The following is a 17,775-nucleotide window of genomic DNA, read 5'->3' as shown; positions in this document are numbered from 1 at the left end:
TTAGAACCCCATCATTTTGCGAAGGGCTGCGGGGTCGGATTTGCCACCTGCAAAATCATCAAAGGCGCGTTCGGTCGGGCGGATGATGTGGTCGGCGATAAAGGGGGCCCCTTCTGATGCGCCCTGCTCTGGGTGTTTGAGACAGCATTCCCATTCGAGAACCGCCCAACCGTCAAACCCGTATTGGGTAAGCTTGGAAAAAATGCCTTTGAAATCAACCTGCCCGTCGCCCAACGACCGGAAGCGCCCGGCCCGGTCGGTCCAGTCGGCGTAGCCAGAATAGACACCTTGCCGCCCTGTCGGGTTAAACTCTGCATCTTTGACGTGAAAGGCACTGATGCGATCATGATAGATATCAATGAAGGCCAGATAATCCATCTGCTGCAACAGAAAGTGCGAAGGATCATAGGTGATCTTGCAGCGCGGATGATCATCCAATGCCTCCAAGAATTTCTCGAACGTTGTGCCGTCGAATACGTCTTCTCCGGGATGGATTTCAAAGCCAAGGTCAACGCCAGCGTCGTCATAAATATCGAGAATAGGTTTCCAGCGACGGGCCAGTTCGCCAAAGGCTTCGTCGATCAATCCGGCTGGGCGCTGTGGCCAAGGATAGAGATAGGGAAAGGCCAACGATCCCGTGAAACCTACCGCCCCTTTCAGGCCAAGGTTCTGGGAGGCCTTGGCGACTTTGGTCACCTGATCAACCGCCCAAGCCTGACGCTCTACGGGCTTGCCGTGCAGGTGTTCGGGGGCAAAGGCATCAAAAGCCGTGTCATATGCCGGATGCACCGCCACGAGCTGACTTTGAAGGTGGCACGATAACTCGGTTATTGTGACGCTATGCGCGGCGCAGATACTTGTGACTTCGTCGCAATAGGCCTGGCTCGTCGCCGCTTTGTCCAAGTCGAATACCCGCGCATCCCATGTCGGAATCTGCACCCCCTTGTAGCCCAGCCCAGCCGCCCATTCGACAATAGCGGGTAGTGAATTAAACGGTGCCTCGTCTCCCAGAAACTGGGCAAGGAACAACGCGGGGCCCTTTATTGAACTGGTCATGTTACTCTCCAAATATTGCGATTAGGCCAACAGCGCGCTGGCTGCATCGGGGCCAAGCACCTCGGGCCTGTTACAGCTGGTTGTCATTGTCATGACTTTGCCAGTTTCACCTGCCTCAAGGATCGCGGTCATCACCTCGACGACATGGGTCGCAAAGGCGTCATTGCAGCGGTGCGGTCGGCCCTCAGTGATGGCCAGCGCCATATCGGCGAGACCTGCGCCACGGTAGTTTGCTTTTGTCTCTTCAAAGTTAGGCACACCAAACGGGTGATCCCATGAATGCGCCGTTGGCTCCTTGCCGCGCGGGGCCACAGTGACGTCACCGCCAAAGAAATTCGGGTCGGGCACATCAATCGTGCCATCAGTTCCATAAAGCTCCATAATCGGGTGGTTGCTTGAATGAACGTCCCAACTCGACAGCAGTGTAACAATCGCGCCGCTTTCGAACTTCATCACCGCATGGATCGTGGTCGGAGTTTCGACGGGAACTATTTCGCCGTCACGCGGGCCATTGGCGATCGTGCGGGTTTCACTGGCCATGCCAGTCATACTGGTGACCTGCGCAACAGGGCCAAGTATCTGCACAAGATTGCAGATATAATAGGGCCCAAGATCAAGGATAGGGCCGCCCCCCTTTTGAAAGAAGAAGTCCGGATTGGGGTGCCAACTTTCCATACCGCTGGACATGACAACCGCCGCACCAGAGGTGACTTTGCCAATTGCACCATCATCGATAAGGGAGCGTGCCAATTGGTGGCTAGCCCCCAGAATGGTATCCGGCGCTGACCCGATCCGCAGGTCATTCGCTTTGGCAATGTCACCCAGCTCTTGCGCCTCGGCAAGGCTGAGAACAAAGGGTTTTTCGGAATAGACGTGTTTACCCGCCTGAAGGATCGCCCGCGACACATCCACATGGGCGGCAGGGATCGTAAGGTTGATTACAAGGTCAACATCATCGGCAGCAAGCAGGTCATCAACCGTATTTGCACGCACATCAAACTTGGCCGCCTGAGCACGGGCGTTGTCCATGTTGATGTCTGCAACGGCGACTATTTCATACCCTTTGAAAAGCGAAGCCAAGCTGAGATATGCTGTGGAAATATTCCCGCACCCGATGATGCCAACGCCAAGGCCCTTAGTCATGTGTGTTCTCCCAAAGTGTCTTGAACGCCCCTGCCGAACGAGTTGCGTAGGCGACGGGGTCGCTCGGCTTGTCGTGTTCGAGAGCATAGATCAAATCGCTGGAGGCGCTGCGGCACGCCTGAAGCAGAGCGGACCAATCAAGGGTTCCATCACCCAGATCGGACCATCCGTCTTGATCAAGGTTGTCACCCGCGGCCGCGATATCTTTGACGTGTATCGCCGACAGGCGGTCTGCGTAGCGTTTGATATAGTCGATGGGGTCGCGCCCTCCGCGAACGACCCAAGCCAGATCGGCCTCCCATGTAATATCGGGTGCTGCCTCCAATAACGTGTCCATCGGCGTGCTGCCGTCTTTCTGGGCAACGAATTCGAAGTCGTGATTGTGCCACCCAAAAGTGATGCCACGGTCGGCATATTTTTTGCCCGCAGCGTTCAGGCGCTGGCCTAGTGCGGCCCAGCCTTCGGCGGTATCGGGGCGATCCTTTTCCTCAAGGTAGGGCGCAAAAACACGCGTTATCCCAAGGGTGCCAACGATATCCATCGTCGCCTCAAAGTCAGCCTCAATATCATTCAAACCCATGTGGCCCGATGCCATTGTGATCCCATTGGCATCCATCGCCGCGCGATAGGCCGACGGGTCGCTGTAGACACCGCCGTAACCTTCGACCTTGGTAATCCCAAGCGCCGGCAATTGCGCCAAGAGGGCAATTTGATCTGCGCAATCGCGCATCGAATAGAGTTGGAGAGCAGGAGTCATATGTCTGGTTCCAGAATTAAAGACGGATTTCAGTTTTTTCGTCGAACAGGTGGAGCCGGTCGGCGTCGAAGCCAATTGTCAGCGTGTCGCCGGATTTCAGCCCCGTTTGGCCACCGGTACGCACACGCACGGATTGGCCCGCAAAGTTGACCCAGACCAATGTGTCCGACCCCATTGGTTCAACGATGTCGATTTCGGCAGCCCCCGTGAAGGTTGCGCCCTTTGCGGCCTCATCTGTCATGATGTGTTCGGGACGTATCCCAAGCCACGCATTTGTGTCGCTTCTGCCGTGGTTTTCGAACTCATAGCCCGTCACGTCGACCCTAAGACCGTCGCGGCTAAATACATTGCCGCTCAAGTGACCTGCAAAAAGGTTCATGGCAGGCGAGCCGATAAACTCGGCAACGTATTTGTTGCAAGGCTTGGCGTAGATCACTTCAGGTGTGTCGAGTTGCTCAATCAGACCGCCTTTCATGATCGAAATCCGATCCGCCAGCGTCATCGCCTCGACCTGATCGTGCGTCACGTAGATCATGGTGTTTTTCAACTGCTTGTGCAGCCGCTTCAGCTCGACCCGCAGATCTGTCCGCAATTTGGCGTCGAGATTGGAAAGAGGTTCGTCGAACAAGAACACATCGACATCCCGCACAAGGGCGCGCCCGATGGCAACGCGCTGACGCTGGCCCCCGGAAAGAGCGCCGGGCTTGCGATCTAGCAACGGTCCAATCTGAAGAACCTCAGCGACCCGTTCCACCCGCTTTGCGATTTCGGCCTTGGGCACCTTGGCGTTTTTTAACCCAAACGACAGGTTTCCACGCACCGTCATCTGCGGGTAAAGCGCATAAGACTGGAACACCATGCCGATGCCTCGGTCGGATGGCTCTGCCCAAGTGACGTTCTGCCCCTTGATAAAGATTTGCCCGCCAGAGATATCCAAAAGACCGGCAATACAATTCAGAAGTGTCGATTTCCCACACCCTGATGACCCAAGTAGTACGAGGAATTCACCTTCGGCAATATCGAGGTTCAGTTGCTTGAGCACCTGTACCGCACCGAAATTCAGATCGAGATTTTTGATTTCTACCGAGTTTGTCATGATCGTTTTCAACCTTTGACTGCGCCAGCGGCAATGCCGCGAACAAAGAGTTTGCCAGAGGCAAAATAGATGACGAGAGGAACCAGCCCGGTCAGCAGCGTTGCCGCCATATTGACGTTGTATTCTTTGACCCCTTGCACCGAATTCACGATATTATTGAGCTGAACGGTCATCGGATACGTGGCGGGTTTGGTGTAGATCACCCCGAACAAGAAATCGTTCCAGATGCCCGTAACCTGCAGGATGATTGCGACCACAAAGATCGGCAACGCCATCGGCATCATGATCTGGAAATAGATCTGCCAGAAACCGGCACCATCCACGCGCGCCGCCTTGAAAAGCTCCTCTGGAATAGAGGCAAAGTAATTGCGGAACAGCAGCGTCAGGATCGGCATCCCAAAGACAGTATGCACTAGCACCAGACCACCAATGGACCCCATCAGCCCGATCTCGCGCAGCATGATCACGATTGGATAGAGCATGGTCTGATAGGGGATGAAGGCACCAATAATCAGGATCGTAAAGAAGGTTTCAGAGCCTCTGAACTTCCAGTTGGACAGCGCGTATCCATTGATCGACGCGATTGCGATCGAGAGGAGAACCGACGGGATCAAGATACGGACCGAGTTGCCGAAACCGCGCGACAGGCCGTCACAGTTGATACCGGTACAGGCCTCTGACCACGCCTTGACCCACGGCTCGAACGTGATTTCCATCGGCGGCCCAAAGACATTGCCCATCCGTATTTCCGGCATCCCTTTTAGGGAGGTGACGATCATCACATAGAGCGGCAACAGGTAGTACAAAGAGACCATGATCAGCGTGCCATAGAGAAAGATATTGGCGCGCGACATTGCCTTTTTAGGTTTGGGGCCGTGTGGTTCGGTGGGGGTGTTTGTGATCGTATCAGCCACGCTTTCGACCTCCAAATTCAAGATAGGCCCAAGGGATCAAGATGATCACCACAGAGCACAGCATCATGGTTGAGGCCGCAAAGCCTTGCCCCAAATTCTGGGCGCGGAACATGTATTCGATGACGTATTTTGCCGGCACTTCTGAGGACAAACCTGGTCCGCCACCTGTTTGCGCAACCACCAGATCATAGAGTTTGATAATGCCCGAAGCGATAAGCACGAGCGCAGTGATGAACACTGGTCGCATCATCGGAATGATGACCATGACATAGGTTTTGACAACACCGATCCCGTCCACACGGGCTGCTTTCCAAATGTCTTCGTCGATCCCGCGAAGGCCCGCTAACATGATGCACATGATAAGGCCCGTGCCCTGCCATAGCCCTGCGATCAGCAGGCCATAGATGACGGTGTTGGGGTCATTGAGCGGGTTGAAGGTAAAGCTTTCCCAACCCCATCCACGCACCACGCTTTGCAATCCGAATTCGGGGTTCAATATCCACTGCCAAACAAGGCCGGTGACAACGAACGACAAGGCGAATGGATAGAGGAAGATCGTCCGGAACGCGCTTTCAAAACGGATTTTGCGATCCAGGCAGGCGGCAAGGCTAAAGCCAATCACCAGCGTCAAGATCATCGACAGGCAGCCGTAGATCGCAAGGTTCTTGATCGAAATGATCCACCGATCCGTGTTCCAAAGGCGTTCGTACTGATCAAAACCAACCCACTTCGTTTTCGGAAGCATGCGCGAACCCGTGAACGAATACGTAACAGTCCAAGCAGTGCCACCAACGAAGACGACAAGCGCTGTTAGGATCATCGGCAAGGATGCCAGCTTGGCCATCCAGTTCTTGAACAATCGGCGGGGGCGTTTGGCAGAATCGCCCGGGGGGTCCGAGGCCACGGTCATCGTGTCGGCTCCATTTCAATCAAAATGAGATGCAAGTGGCCCGGCAAACTGTGCCGCCGGGCCAGATCAGACGGACGTTTAGTCTGCGTCTTCGATCAGTTGCGCATAGGAGGCTTGCGCATCAGCCGCTGACATATCGCCTGACCAGAACTGCGCCATCAAATCTTCGACCTGAAGCATGGTGTCCTGAGAGAACGCGATGTCGCTAGATGGCAGCACGCCGCCATTTGCCAAAATCTCAAGGCCCTGCTGCATGCAGCCGTTGGCCGTTGACATGTCGATGTCACCACGCACCGGAAGGGAGCCTTTGGCGAGGTTGAAGGACACTTGGACTTCTGGCGAAATCAGCAAGGCGGCAAGCTCTTTCTGGGCCGCTGTAATCTCAGGGTCGTCGTTGACGGGGAAATAGAACGCGTCACCGCCGGTATCGAGAACCGGGTTCAGACCAAGACCGGGAAGGCACGAATAATCGGTCCCTTGGACTTTTTCAGCCACAGCGAATTCACCCTGCGCCCAGTCGCCCATGATTTGTGCGCCGGCTTGACCGGTGATGACCATATTTGTCGCTTGGTTCCAATCCTGAACGTTTGACTCACGGGCGAGCTCGCGGGCATTCGCAACCGCTTCCCAAGCAGCAGTGTACTCTGCGCCGCGTGCGACGTCAGCGTTCTTGTCGATGTTGACTGCCTTCCAGGCATCAAGACCTGCAACCGCAATGGTTATCGCGCCAAAGGCAATGTTTTGCTGCCAGCCCTGCTGCCCCATGGCCAACGGAAGTGTTCCCGCAGCTTTGAGATCGCCTGAAGACGCAACGAACTCATTCCAATCGTTAGGAACGTCTAGCCCGGCTTTTTCATAGGCACCGTGGGACAACCAAATCCACTGAGAGGAATGGATATTCACCGGAACGCAGTAAATGCGGCCATCCAACGTGCAGGCCTCCAACAACGAAGACGGGTTCACGATATCGGCCCAGCCACCCGCTTCGGCAACGTCTGTGAGATCAAGAAGCAGCCCCGCTTCGATCAGTTCTTGCGCCTGACGGCCGTGGTTCAGCTGCGTCGCTGCCATCGGGTCGCCGCCCAAAATGCGGGAAATAATGATAGGGCGCGCGGTGCCACCGGAACCCGCGATCGCGCCATCGACCCAAGTGTTGCCTGTAGCATTCCAGGCCTCGGCGAATTTGGCGACGGCTGCGGCTTCGCCGCCGGATGTCCACCAATGGGTGACTTCCAATTCGACGGCGTTGGCGACAGACGCGGCAGTGAGCGCAGTTCCGACCAACAAAGACTTCATGATTGTGGACATTTTTTCCTCCCAGAAATGCGGATTCCCGCCAATGATTTTTTGATCGCAACGTGCTCCCTTCACTATGCAATCGATTACATCGTGCTATGGTATTGATTGTTGTGTCAAGAAATTCTGTAATCGATTGCAGAGACGCGATATGCCACAAGGGTCAAATGGTAGTGAAAACCTCAACACTTCAGGACGTTGCACGGGTTGCAAATGTTTCGACGGCGACGGTCTCGCGGACGTTGTCGAACCCTGATGTCGTGTCCGAATCAACTCGAACGCGAGTCGCGGAGGCTGTGAAAGCCACCGGATATCGCATCAATCGCGCGGCGCGAAACCTGCGGACACAACGGGCGCACTCGGTGCTCGTCCTGTTGCCCGATCTGGCCAACCCGTTCTTTTCGATGATCCTTGAAGGTATCTCTCGGCATCTGTCACAAGAGGGGTACTCGATGCTCATCGCCAGCACCAAACAGGTACACGACAGTGGCGAGAGATTGATCGACTATCTGGATGACGCGCGTGCCGACGGGATGATCATCCTCGATGGTGGGCTTGATCCCGAAGTTGTGGACATGCTGGAAAGCGCGCCTCAGGCCAAGCGAATTCTCTTTGCCTGTGAGTGGATCGATGGCACGAGCTTCCCGTCGGTTCGGTGTGAGAACCGCGAAGGGGCCCGCATGGCCGTCAACCATCTGTATGACCTTGGTCATCGCAAAATTGCCCATGTGACAGGTCCCGAAGGCAATGTCTTGATGCACAGACGCAAGGATGCTTTCATCGATGAAATTACGAAACTCAAGCTAGAACACAAACCTGACTGGATCATTGCCGGTGAATTTTCACTTGCTGCGGGTTGTCGGGCTGCGCAAGCTTGGATCGCGCTAGACGACCGCCCAACCGCGGTGTTTTGCGCATCGGATCAGTTGGCAATGGCCTTTATAGCAGAGCTTTCACGCCATGCTTTTAAGGTGCCTGAAGATGTGTCGGTAATGGGGTTTGATGACATTGGTTTGGCCGAGCAGTTCATTCCGCCGCTAACCACGATCAAGCAGGATCGCCTGATGATCGGCGAAACCGCGGCTAAAATGCTGATGGCGCGGATCTTGCCCCCAAAAGATAAGAACCTGAACCATGCCGCTGTTCTGCCGGTCTCGCTTGTTGTTCGGAAAAGCACCACGGCCCCGCACTGATACCGCAGACAATTGAACGCGACCGGCACGGCGACCGGTTGAGAGTAGTTTACCGTCAAAGCTTGAGCCGTGAATACTGCATTCGGAAGATCGTATCTGGTTCTGGGCTACCCCTCTCTTAACCAAGCCCGGCTTGGCAGATGTCAGCATCGAGCCCAAATTGACTAGTTCTCTGGTTCAGCCTATCGTCACAGAGCGCTGAAGCGGGTCAGGTAAATAGATTGAAACTGCTAAACATCGCTGAGGCCACAGATTACTTGGGGGAGGACAAATATGCGGTTTCCCTGGAAAACGCGTGGTACCGACGACTTTTGTACCGTGTCGGTGACAGCGTAAGCAAATCTGAACGCGTAGCGCGGTTCTTTGATCCAAGCCCAACTCAACTCTCCCATGTGTTCTTGTCGATGGCGGATTGGCTTCCCAGCAATTCAAATCGACTATTATGGGTCGAACATTCTGAGGACAGTTTCCCATCCCAGAAGAAGCACTTTCTCAAAGTCTTAGGGGAAGACTTGGAGACTGATCACTTAGTTGAAAACCCCGCAATTTTGTTGGGGCCACTTCCCAGCGACCTGTTGGATCAGTTGTCAGGAACAGTTGAACAAAATGCCGAAGCAGAATTATTGATTTCGCTGTGCACGTTTCTAACCGTGGGAGGCTGGGATGCCAAATTGCTAACGACGGGTTCAACGGACTACATCGAGTTTTGGGAAGGGAATGTATTGTTTCATTCCGAGAGCACTGAGGCCCTGATCCGCGCTACGCAAATACTTGATTATTTTGATCTCAAGTCACCCATGACTTGATCTATTAGTGCTTCTTCAACGGCCGCAAAGTCCGCATAGCCGACATTTCCTGCGACAGAGCTTGCCAAGCATACAACTCTCCGCCAATCTCCCCTCGGGCAGACGATGGCGTCGTCAGTTATATGCCCCTTTCCGTCCTGCACGCCGGGACCTTGCTTTGCTAACTGGCGGGGGAAGGTTCCCCAGCCAATCACAGGAGGGTTTCATGGAACGTCCCCAACAATACCGCTTTCACCAGGGTGAAAAAACACTGCCTTTTGCGGCATCCGAATATGATGCACGCTTGGCGAAACTGCGCGCCGAGATGACCGCCCAAGGCGTTGACGCTTGCGTATTCACCTCGATGCATAACATCGCCTACTATTCCGGGTTTCTCTATTGCAGCTTTGGCCGCCCCTATGGCCTCGTCGTCACGCCCACCGAAAGTGTCACGATCAGCGCGGGCATTGACGCAGCGCAACCGTGGCGGCGCAGCCATGCAGACAACATCACCTATACCGATTGGCAGCGGAACAATTATTGGCGCGCGATCCTGTCCGTCACCGGGCCGGGCAAGGTTATCGGTTATGAAGGCGACCACCTGACCTTGGCGCAAAACGCCTTGCTCGACGACTTTCTGTCGCCCAGCGCAAAACATGACATTGCCCCGGCCACCATGCGCCAACGGATGCACAAATCCTCCGCCGAGATTGATTTGATCCGGCACGGTGCGCAGGTCGCCGATGTCGGTGGCTATGCCATTCGCGACGCCATCAAACTCGGGGCGCGCGAGATCGACATCGCTATGGCGGGACGCGACGCAATGGAGTTGGAAATCGCCAAACGGTTCCCAGACGCCGAATACCGCGACACTTGGGTTTGGTTCCAATCCGGGATCAACACCGATGGGGCCCACAACCCTGTGACGGCACGCGAGTTGCAACGGGGCGATATCCTGTCGCTCAACACATTCCCGATGATTTCAGGCTATTACACCGCCCTAGAGCGCACGTTGTTTGTGCAAGAGGTCGACTCCGCCAGCCTGAAAATCTGGGAGGCCAATGTCGCCGCCCATGAATACGGGATGTCGTTGCTAAAACCGGGGGCGAGCTGCGCCGAGATCACCGAGCAAATCAACGCCTTCTTTGCCGAACGCGATTTATTGCAATATCGCACGTTTGGTTATGGGCATAGTTTTGGGGTTCTGTCCCATTACTATGGGCGCGAAGCCGGTCTTGAATTGCGCGAAGATATCGACACGGTTCTGGAACCCGGCATGGTGATCAGCATGGAACCGATGTTGACCATTCCAGAGGGGCAAGCCGGTGCTGGGGGCTACCGCGAACACGATATTCTGGTGATCACCGAAGACGGCAACGACAATATCACCGGCTACCCCTATGGCCCGGAAACCAACGTGGTGGGCTAATCACATCCCTTTGCGGCCAAGCGTTTCGACCTTGGCCGCCCATTTTTCGACCACACCCGGTTTGGGCGTTCCGGCCGGGGCCAACCACGTAAACCGTGTCGGTTTGATCCCAACAAAGCCGGTTACTTGGCCCTTGATCTGCTTTTGAAATGCATCGCCATAGGCCAACCGCTGGAAGATTCGCGGCGTGTCCGAGGTAATGATCACCCGCGCCGAGCGACCCGTAAGCATGGGCGCAGGCAGGCCGATGATATTCGGGTTGCGCGTGTCAAATGCCCGCCCTGCCATCAAGGATCGATCCAGCAACGCCTTGGTTTTCGCGGGATAGCTCCCCCACCACATCGGCATGGTCATCACCAAATGATCACTCCATTCCAACGCTTGCATGAAAGCTTCTAGGTCTGGCTCAAGCGCTTTGGTGTGGCGGTAATGGGTCTGTCCAAAATCCGGGTCAAACGCCATCTGCGATAGTGACTGATGGCGCAGGTCGTGACCGGCGGCCTGAGCCGCAGCCAGATAGGTTTGGGCCATATGGGCATTCAACGTGTCTGCAACCGGGTGGGCATCGAATACGAAAATCTTGCGGGGCATTGGTAGGTCCTCTTAAAAATGACTGCGGTCAATATTCACCAAAAATGACCATGGTCAATATCTAATTTGACCACGGTCACAAATTCATGCAATGGTGCTGCAATGACCAACACAGTCCAAAAACGTACATTGAAAACCCGCGCCAAACTTCTTGATGCGGCACGACAAGTTGTTGAAGAAATGGGATATCCCGGTTTGCGTACCGAAGAGGTGGTCAAGCGCGCCGGCACAGCCAAGGGTACATTTTTCGCCCATTTTCCTGACAAAGACGGGCTATTGGATCACCTAATTGGTGCCGATATGGATGGCATTTTGGATCAGATGCAGGCCAAGACTCGGCCACAAACGGTGCAAGATCTCATTGATTCGCTGATGCCCTTGGTACGCTATATGGGGTCTGAACGCGCGGTGTTTGACGTGATTATCCGTCGCTCCGGGGCCGCCGCGATCGAAGATATCGGGCCGATTGCAGTGACTTTTGAAAGGCAATTCACCCTGTTCTCAGAGTGGATGCGAACGCCGCGCTTTCGTCAAGATGTTGCACCAGAGTTGCTTGCCGAAGGGATACAGGCATTTGTGGTGCAAGCCATCGCGCTGAACTTTTGCGCGCTCCACAATACCCTCGATCTACCGGATCGCCTTGGCCCATATTTGGAGGCCTGGCTCACACCCGGCCCCCCAACGTAACTTCCTTATTGACCAAATTGGGCCATCGCTTTGAAATCCATCTGTTCCAAAACGGCGCGGGCGGAGTCCAAATCACCTTCGGTCTGAACCAAAATTCGGTTCGCAACCAAGGACATCATTTGTTCATCCTGAATGGCAAATCTTTGGCGGTTGATCCGCTCAACCTTCATTCCCATAGCCCCGGCATTGGTGATCATCGCCCCCATACTAGCCACCATCGGGTTGTCGGCCATCAACGTCACCTTGATCTCTGTCCCATCCGCCGAGGTGTACACCCCTTCGGCACCGACTCCGCCGCCCATCATGCCTAAAACCGTATTCATCTCGCTGTTTTTCTCAAACGCCCACCCCTCCGGTGCGGCTGGCAAAAACGCGCCAAGACTATCGGTTTTCATTTCCAAAAGCTTCTGTTTGGCAAATTCAAGCTCTTCCAGAGCGTATTGAATATCGCCCTCCTCATAAGCCGTTATGGCCGATTTGAGCGTATCGCTAACCTCATCCGCATAGGCGGGCAAAGCCAAAAGGGCGGCGGCAATAATGGGTAAAATGCGCATTGTGGTAAATTCCTGATTGGTTCTGCACACTTTTTGCCGTTCTCCCAACGCCATCTCAAGTAGGGAATTCCGCCCCATTTCTTGACATCCTTAGCTGGTCAACCGCGCGGTTTCTGGTGGGGCTTCGGCCAAGAACGGGGTCAGGCTGTCGACAAAGGCGTCGATGAAATCCAACACCACCGGTGTGCGCGACCCGGTCGCCGGGCGTAGTATCGACAGGCGATGAAAGATTTGCGGATCAAACGGCCGGATCACCAATCCGCGCCCGCGAAATTGTTCGGCATCCAAGGCGCTGACAACCGAGGCCCCCAATCCCTCGGCCACCATGGTACAGGCGGTTGTGAACTGGCGCACTTCTATCAAGCTGTTGATTTCTAAGCCTGCGTCGGAAAATGCCCGACTAAGGCGATAGTAAAACCGACTATCCCGGCGGGTGTGGATCAACCGCTCTTCCGCCAAATCCACCGGGCTAATCCGATGTTTTTCGGCCAAAGGATGGCCGTTGGGCAGAATGCAAACCGATTTGATATACAGATCCTGACTTTCGGTGGCCGGGTGTCCGGCAAAACCATCGGTCAGCCCACAATCGTATTGTTCGCCGATGATCCATTCCAAAATCCGCTCTGGTCGATCTGGCTCCAATGTCACCGTCACACCGGGTCGGTCATGCAGAAAATCGACCAACACTTTGGGAAGGTGGCTGGTGGCGAAACCGGGTAAACAGGCAATTCGGATATGTCCGGCGGTGCGTTCGGTTAGGTCACGGCGCAAATCTTCGAGGTGATCCAAGCCATCCAGAATGCGATTCACTTCGGTCAACAAATAGCGCGACTCACTTGTCGGTTCGAGCACCCCGCGCCGCCGCTCGAACAACTCAAATCCGATCGATTTGGCGAAATCCGACAACAAACGGCTCACTGCGGGCTGTGACACGCCTAAATTTTTTGCAGCTCGTGTAATGTTACCGGCTTCTGCTACGGCGCGGAATGCCTCTAGCTGTCTTAGCTGAAATTTCAACGACTTACCCCCCATTTCACCTCTTTGCGATTTAGCGCATTTAGGTCACAACTATAATATCATGTTATGTCTGATTTACAAATGTTTCACTTGAATTATCTTTTCGCATAGCAAATGCTCAGTTTCACAACGACATTTTGTTGCTGTCAGGGAGAGACACAATGACCTTCACCAAATCGCTTTTGGCGAGCACCGCATTCATGGGTGCCCTCGCCAGCGCTGCCTATGCGCAAACCGAAGTCACATGGTGGCACGCTATGGGCGGGGCCAATGGCGAACGCGTTGATAAAATCGCCGCCGATTTCAACGCCAGCCAGTCCGACTATGTTGTGACACCGGCCTACAAAGGCAACTACACCGAAACCATGACCGCCGCGATTGCCGCGTTCCGTGCCGGCGAACAGCCGCATCTGGTTCAGGTATTCGAAGTTGGTACCGCGACAATGATGGCCGCCAAAGGCGCGATCTATCCGGTTGAACAGCTGATGTCCGACGCGGGCGAACCGTTCAATGGCGACGATTACCTACCTGCGGTTGTGTCCTACTACGAAACGCCCGAAGGCCAATTGCTGTCGATGCCGTTCAACAGCTCAACGCCGGTTCTGTGGTACAACGCCGACGCGCTCAAAGCCGCCGGTGTCGAAGCACCGACCACATGGGATGAGGTTGAAACCGCCTCTGCCGCTCTGGTTGCCAATGGCATGAAATGCGGAATTTCCTTTGGCTGGCAGTCATGGGTTATGCTGGAAAACTACTCCGCATGGCACAACATGGAGCTGGGCACCAAAGAAAACGGCTTTGCTGGGTTCGACACCGAATTCACCTTTAACAACGACAAAGTTGCGGCACGTTTGCAATCGGTTGCCGACATGCAGGCCGACAACAAATTTGTTTACGGTGGCCGTCGCGGTGACAGCCTTCCGATGTTCACCAACGGTGAATGCGGCATGTGGATGAACTCGTCGGCCTATTACGGCTCGATCAAATCGCAAGCCAAGTTTGAGTTTGGTCAGACAATGCTGCCGCTCGACACCAAGTTGGCCGATGCGCCGCAAAACTCGATCATTGGTGGCGCAACCCTCTGGGCGCTGGCCGGTCACGAGGCTGAGGAATACAAAGGATTGGCCAAGTTCCTGACCTACCTGTCTTCGCCAGAGGTTCAGGCTTGGTGGCATCAGGAAACCGGTTATGTGCCGATCACCAAAGCCGCCGCAGAGCTGAGCGCCGAGCAAGGGTTCTACGAAAGCAACCCCGGCACCGACACTGCGATCAAACAGCTGAGCTTGAACACACCGACGCCAAATTCGCGCGGTCTGCGTTTTGGTAACTTTGTTCAGGTCCGCGACGTGATCAACGAAGAAATGGAAGCTCTCTGGGCCGGTGACTCCACTGCCCAAGAGGCGCTGGACAACGCGGCCAAGCGTGGCAACGAACTTCTGCGCAAGTTCGAGCGTTCCGCCAAATAATCTCACCGTCCTCCCGGTGAACCGGCCCGGCGACCCCTGTGTTGCCGGGCCATTTTCCACTCTGATCTGTCTGGGACACGATGCTCAAGCGCGTTCACTTTCCGGCGTCCTACCTGCCTTACCTGCTGGTTGCGCCTCAGGTCATCATCACGGTGATCTTCTTTATCTGGCCGGCAAGCCAAGCGGTGTATCAGTCGTTTCTGATCGAAGACGCCTTTGGCCTCTCGACCGAATTCGTCTGGTTCGAAAACTTCGAATATCTGTGGGGCGACAGCCACTACAGAAGCGCCTTTGGCCGGACGCTTTTCTTCTCCGCCGCTGTGGCCTTTCTCTCGATGAGCTTTGCGCTCATCCTTGCCGGTTTCGCCGATCGCATCGTGCGCGGTGCTACCGCCTACCGGACCTTGTTGATCTGGCCTTATGCGGTTGCCCCGGTTCTGGCGGGCGCGCTGTTCTTGTTTATGTTCAACCCGACCATCGGCATCTTTCCCTATGTGCTCGATATGATCGGATATGATTGGAATCATTACCTAAATGGCTCTCAGGCCATGTTCCTTGTCATACTCGCCGCCGCGTGGAAACAGGTTGCCTATAACTTCCTCTTCTACCTCGCGGCGATGCAATCGATACCCAAATCGATCACCGAAGCCGCCGCCATTGATGGCGCTGGTCCGATCCGTCGATTTGCGACGATCATCTTCCCGCTGATCTCACCCACCACCTTTTTCTTGCTGGTGATCAACGCCACCTACGCGTTCTTTGAGACCTTCGGCATCATCCACGCCGTGACCCAAGGCGGCCCGGCCAATTCGACCACCACGCTGGTCTACAAAGTGTTCAACGACGGTTTTGTCGGCCTCGACCTTGGTGGGTCGGCGGCACAATCCGTCATCCTGATGATCCTGGTGATCGGCATGACCGTCATCCAGTTCCGCTTTATCGAGAAAAGGGTGCAATACTGATGATTGAGAACCGCCCCCTCCTCGCCATTGCGTCGCATCTTGTCCTTTTGCTTGGGGTTGCCATGGTTGCCCTGCCGGTTTGGATCACCTTTGTCGGTGCCAGCCACGAGGCCGAGCGCATGCTCCAAGTGCCCATTCCCATGTGGCCCGGTGACCAGTTCTTTGTGAACCTCAAACAAACCTTCTGGGGCTCGGGCCTGTCGGGGACTGCGACCGCGCCGGTCTGGATGATGATGTTCAACTCGCTGATGATGGCGCTGATGATTGCCTTTGGCAAAATCGCCATCTCGCTTTTGTCGGCCTTTGCGATTGTCTATTTCAAGTTCCCCTTCCGCATGGGCTTCTTCTGGATGATCTTCATCACCCTCATGCTCCCGGTCGAGGTTCGGATCTTGCCGACCTTTGAAGTTATTGCAAAACTGGGCATGCTCAACAGCTATTGGGGCCTGACTGTGCCGCTGATCGCTTCGGCCACGGCGACCTTTATGTTTCGCCAAGTCTTCCTCACCATTCCCGATGAAATGCTGGAAAGCGCGCGGATTGATGGGGCCGGACCGATGCGGTTTTTCTGGGATATCGTGATCCCGCTGAGCCGCACAAATATCGCCGCTCTCTTTGTGATCTTGTTCATCTACGGCTGGAACCAATATCTCTGGCCGCTCTTGGTTACCACCGATAGCGACATGTCGACAATCGTGGTCTCGATCAAGCAAATGCTTGAAGCGGCTGAACAATCTCCGCAATGGAACATCATCATGATGACCGCCCTCCTCGCAATGATCCCCCCGATCTTTGTGGTCATCGCAATGCAAAAGCTCTTCGTGCAAGGGCTTACGGAAACCGACAAATAGGACGACGCAGCAATGGCTGGTATCAAGCTAGACACACTTACGAAATCCTACGGTGACACCGAGGTCTTGCACCATATCGATGCGGCGATAAATGACGGCGAATTTGTCGTCATTGTCGGCCCGTCGGGCTGCGGGAAATCCACGCTTTTGCGTATGGTGGCGGGTCTGGAATCCGTCACATCCGGCGATGTTTATATTGGCGACAAGCGGGTCAATGATTTGGAACCGGCGGATCGTGACATCGCTATGGTGTTCCAAAACTACGCTCTTTACCCGCATATGAGCGTGCGCCAAAACATGGCCTACGGGTTGAAAATTCGCAAACTGCCCAAGGATGAAATTGACCGCCGCGTGCGCGAGGCCGCCGATATTCTTGAGATCGGCCAATACCTTGACCGTAAACCTCGGCAATTGTCCGGCGGTCAACGCCAGCGGGTTGCCATGGGCCGCGCCATTGTTCGCGACCCACAGGTATTCTTATTTGACGAACCGCTGTCTAACCTCGACGCCAAGCTGCGCGTGCAGATGCGGCTCGAAATTCGCAAGCTGCAAAAACGCCTTGGCGTGACCTCGATCTTTGTGACCCATGACCAAGTCGAAGCCATGACGTTGGGGGATCGTTTGATGGTTCTAAATGCGGGCTACGTCGAACAATTCGGCACGCCGATTGAGCTTTATGAACGCCCGGCTTCGGTGTTTGTTGCCGGTTTCATCGGGTCACCGGCGATGAATTTCATCCCCTGCAACGCGTCGGGAACAAGTTTGACCATGCCCAACGGCATCGGCCTCGACACAAGACAAACCGCCACTGGCAAGGTCTTGCTTGGCGTGCGCCCCGAACATCTGACGCCCGATGCCACCGGGCACTTTAAAATGACCATCGAGATGCTCGAACACTTGGGTGGCGTCACCCTTTTGCACGGGATATTGGACGGCACAGACATCCAAATTGTTGCTAGCCTAGAAGGCATTACCCAGCATCAAATTGGCGAAGTACTGACTTTGTCTGCGCCAACTGAAAAGCTACATCTCTTTGATGAGGCAACTGAAAAACGGATCGGAGACTGA

The 17,775-nt window shown here is 54.9% G+C and carries 18 protein-coding genes; 8 read left to right on the top strand and 10 right to left on the bottom strand.

Annotated features, from left to right (window positions below; genetic code table 11):
• From Q1A43_RS19595 to Q1A43_RS19565, 7 genes are all read right to left on the bottom strand, one after another.
• Complete coding sequence (locus Q1A43_RS19595) at positions 1–1,056, bottom strand: sugar phosphate isomerase/epimerase (RefSeq protein WP_299938045.1); 1,056 nt, start codon at positions 1,054–1,056, stop codon at positions 1–3.
• A gap of 21 nt (positions 1,057–1,077) precedes the next feature.
• Positions 1,078–2,199 (bottom strand): Gfo/Idh/MocA family oxidoreductase, encoded by a 1,122-nt coding sequence (locus tag Q1A43_RS19590; RefSeq protein WP_299938043.1) that lies wholly within the window; start codon positions 2,197–2,199, stop codon positions 1,078–1,080.
• The gene (locus tag Q1A43_RS19585; RefSeq protein WP_299938040.1) at positions 2,192–2,956 is read right to left on the bottom strand and encodes a sugar phosphate isomerase/epimerase; all 765 of its coding nucleotides are present in this window, start codon (positions 2,954–2,956) and stop codon (positions 2,192–2,194) included. Before Q1A43_RS19585 ends, Q1A43_RS19590 begins: the two co-directional genes overlap by 8 nt.
• Positions 2,957–2,972: 16 nt before the next feature.
• The gene (locus Q1A43_RS19580; protein ID WP_299938037.1) at positions 2,973–4,052 is read right to left on the bottom strand and encodes an ABC transporter ATP-binding protein; all 1,080 of its coding nucleotides are present in this window, start codon (positions 4,050–4,052) and stop codon (positions 2,973–2,975) included.
• 8 nt (positions 4,053–4,060) lie between these two features.
• Positions 4,061–4,906, bottom strand: a complete 846-nt coding sequence (locus tag Q1A43_RS19575; protein WP_299929346.1) for a carbohydrate ABC transporter permease — start codon at positions 4,904–4,906, stop codon at positions 4,061–4,063.
• 52 nt (positions 4,907–4,958) lie between these two features.
• On the bottom strand, positions 4,959–5,810 hold the full coding sequence (locus Q1A43_RS19570; RefSeq protein WP_299929206.1) for a carbohydrate ABC transporter permease: 852 nt from the start codon (positions 5,808–5,810) through the stop codon (positions 4,959–4,961).
• Positions 5,811–5,954: 144 nt separating this feature from the next.
• Positions 5,955–7,184 carry an ABC transporter substrate-binding protein gene (locus Q1A43_RS19565; RefSeq protein WP_299929203.1) on the bottom strand — a complete coding sequence of 410 codons (1,230 nt, stop codon included), beginning with the start codon at positions 7,182–7,184 and terminating at the stop codon, positions 5,955–5,957.
• 155 nt (positions 7,185–7,339) lie between these two features.
• Between Q1A43_RS19565 and Q1A43_RS19560 the strand changes: the two genes are divergently transcribed.
• From Q1A43_RS19560 to Q1A43_RS19550, 3 genes are all read left to right on the top strand, one after another.
• Positions 7,340–8,365, top strand: a complete 1,026-nt coding sequence (locus Q1A43_RS19560; protein WP_299938034.1) for a LacI family DNA-binding transcriptional regulator — start codon at positions 7,340–7,342, stop codon at positions 8,363–8,365.
• A gap of 221 nt (positions 8,366–8,586) precedes the next feature.
• Entirely contained in the window at positions 8,587–9,171 is a 585-nt protein-coding gene (locus tag Q1A43_RS19555) for a hypothetical protein (protein ID WP_299938031.1), read from the top strand.
• Positions 9,172–9,376: 205 nt separating this feature from the next.
• Positions 9,377–10,579, top strand: coding sequence for a M24 family metallopeptidase (locus Q1A43_RS19550; RefSeq protein ID WP_299938028.1), 1,203 nt, complete (start codon positions 9,377–9,379; stop codon positions 10,577–10,579).
• Here Q1A43_RS19550 and Q1A43_RS19545 read toward each other — a convergent pair whose 3' ends face one another.
• Positions 10,580–11,170 carry an NAD(P)H-dependent oxidoreductase gene (locus Q1A43_RS19545; RefSeq protein WP_299938026.1) on the bottom strand — a complete coding sequence of 197 codons (591 nt, stop codon included), beginning with the start codon at positions 11,168–11,170 and terminating at the stop codon, positions 10,580–10,582.
• Positions 11,171–11,272: 102 nt separating this feature from the next.
• On the opposite strand from Q1A43_RS19545, the gene Q1A43_RS19540 reads away from it, so the two are divergent.
• Positions 11,273–11,857, top strand: a complete 585-nt coding sequence (locus Q1A43_RS19540; protein WP_299938023.1) for a TetR/AcrR family transcriptional regulator — start codon at positions 11,273–11,275, stop codon at positions 11,855–11,857.
• Between the two features lie 5 nt (positions 11,858–11,862).
• Here Q1A43_RS19540 and Q1A43_RS19535 read toward each other — a convergent pair whose 3' ends face one another.
• Complete coding sequence (locus Q1A43_RS19535) at positions 11,863–12,411, bottom strand: hypothetical protein (RefSeq protein WP_299927011.1); 549 nt, start codon at positions 12,409–12,411, stop codon at positions 11,863–11,865.
• Between the two features lie 90 nt (positions 12,412–12,501).
• Positions 12,502–13,428: a LysR substrate-binding domain-containing protein gene (locus tag Q1A43_RS19530; protein WP_299927036.1), complete on the bottom strand. Its 927-nt coding sequence runs from the start codon at positions 13,426–13,428 to the stop codon at positions 12,502–12,504.
• Between the two features lie 161 nt (positions 13,429–13,589).
• Between Q1A43_RS19530 and ugpB the strand changes: the two genes are divergently transcribed.
• From ugpB to Q1A43_RS19510, 4 genes are all read left to right on the top strand, one after another.
• Positions 13,590–14,894 (top strand): sn-glycerol-3-phosphate ABC transporter substrate-binding protein UgpB, encoded by a 1,305-nt coding sequence (gene ugpB, locus Q1A43_RS19525; RefSeq protein WP_299938020.1) that lies wholly within the window; start codon positions 13,590–13,592, stop codon positions 14,892–14,894.
• An 80-nt stretch (positions 14,895–14,974) separates the two neighbouring features.
• Positions 14,975–15,856, top strand: coding sequence for a sn-glycerol-3-phosphate ABC transporter permease UgpA (gene ugpA, locus Q1A43_RS19520; RefSeq protein WP_299927005.1), 882 nt, complete (start codon positions 14,975–14,977; stop codon positions 15,854–15,856).
• A complete protein-coding gene (gene ugpE, locus Q1A43_RS19515) occupies positions 15,856–16,707 on the top strand; it encodes a sn-glycerol-3-phosphate ABC transporter permease UgpE (RefSeq protein ID WP_299927002.1) in 852 nt (283 codons plus the stop codon). The genes ugpA and ugpE overlap by 1 nt, the downstream gene beginning before the upstream one ends.
• Before the next feature lie 12 nt (positions 16,708–16,719).
• On the top strand, positions 16,720–17,775 hold the full coding sequence (locus Q1A43_RS19510) for a sn-glycerol-3-phosphate import ATP-binding protein UgpC (protein WP_299938017.1): 1,056 nt from the start codon (positions 16,720–16,722) through the stop codon (positions 17,773–17,775).

The organism is uncultured Pelagimonas sp. (genome assembly GCF_947498515.1).
Taxonomy (GTDB): Bacteria; Pseudomonadota; Alphaproteobacteria; order Rhodobacterales; family Rhodobacteraceae; genus Pelagimonas.
This window is presented reverse-complemented; position numbering and strand designations above follow the sequence as displayed.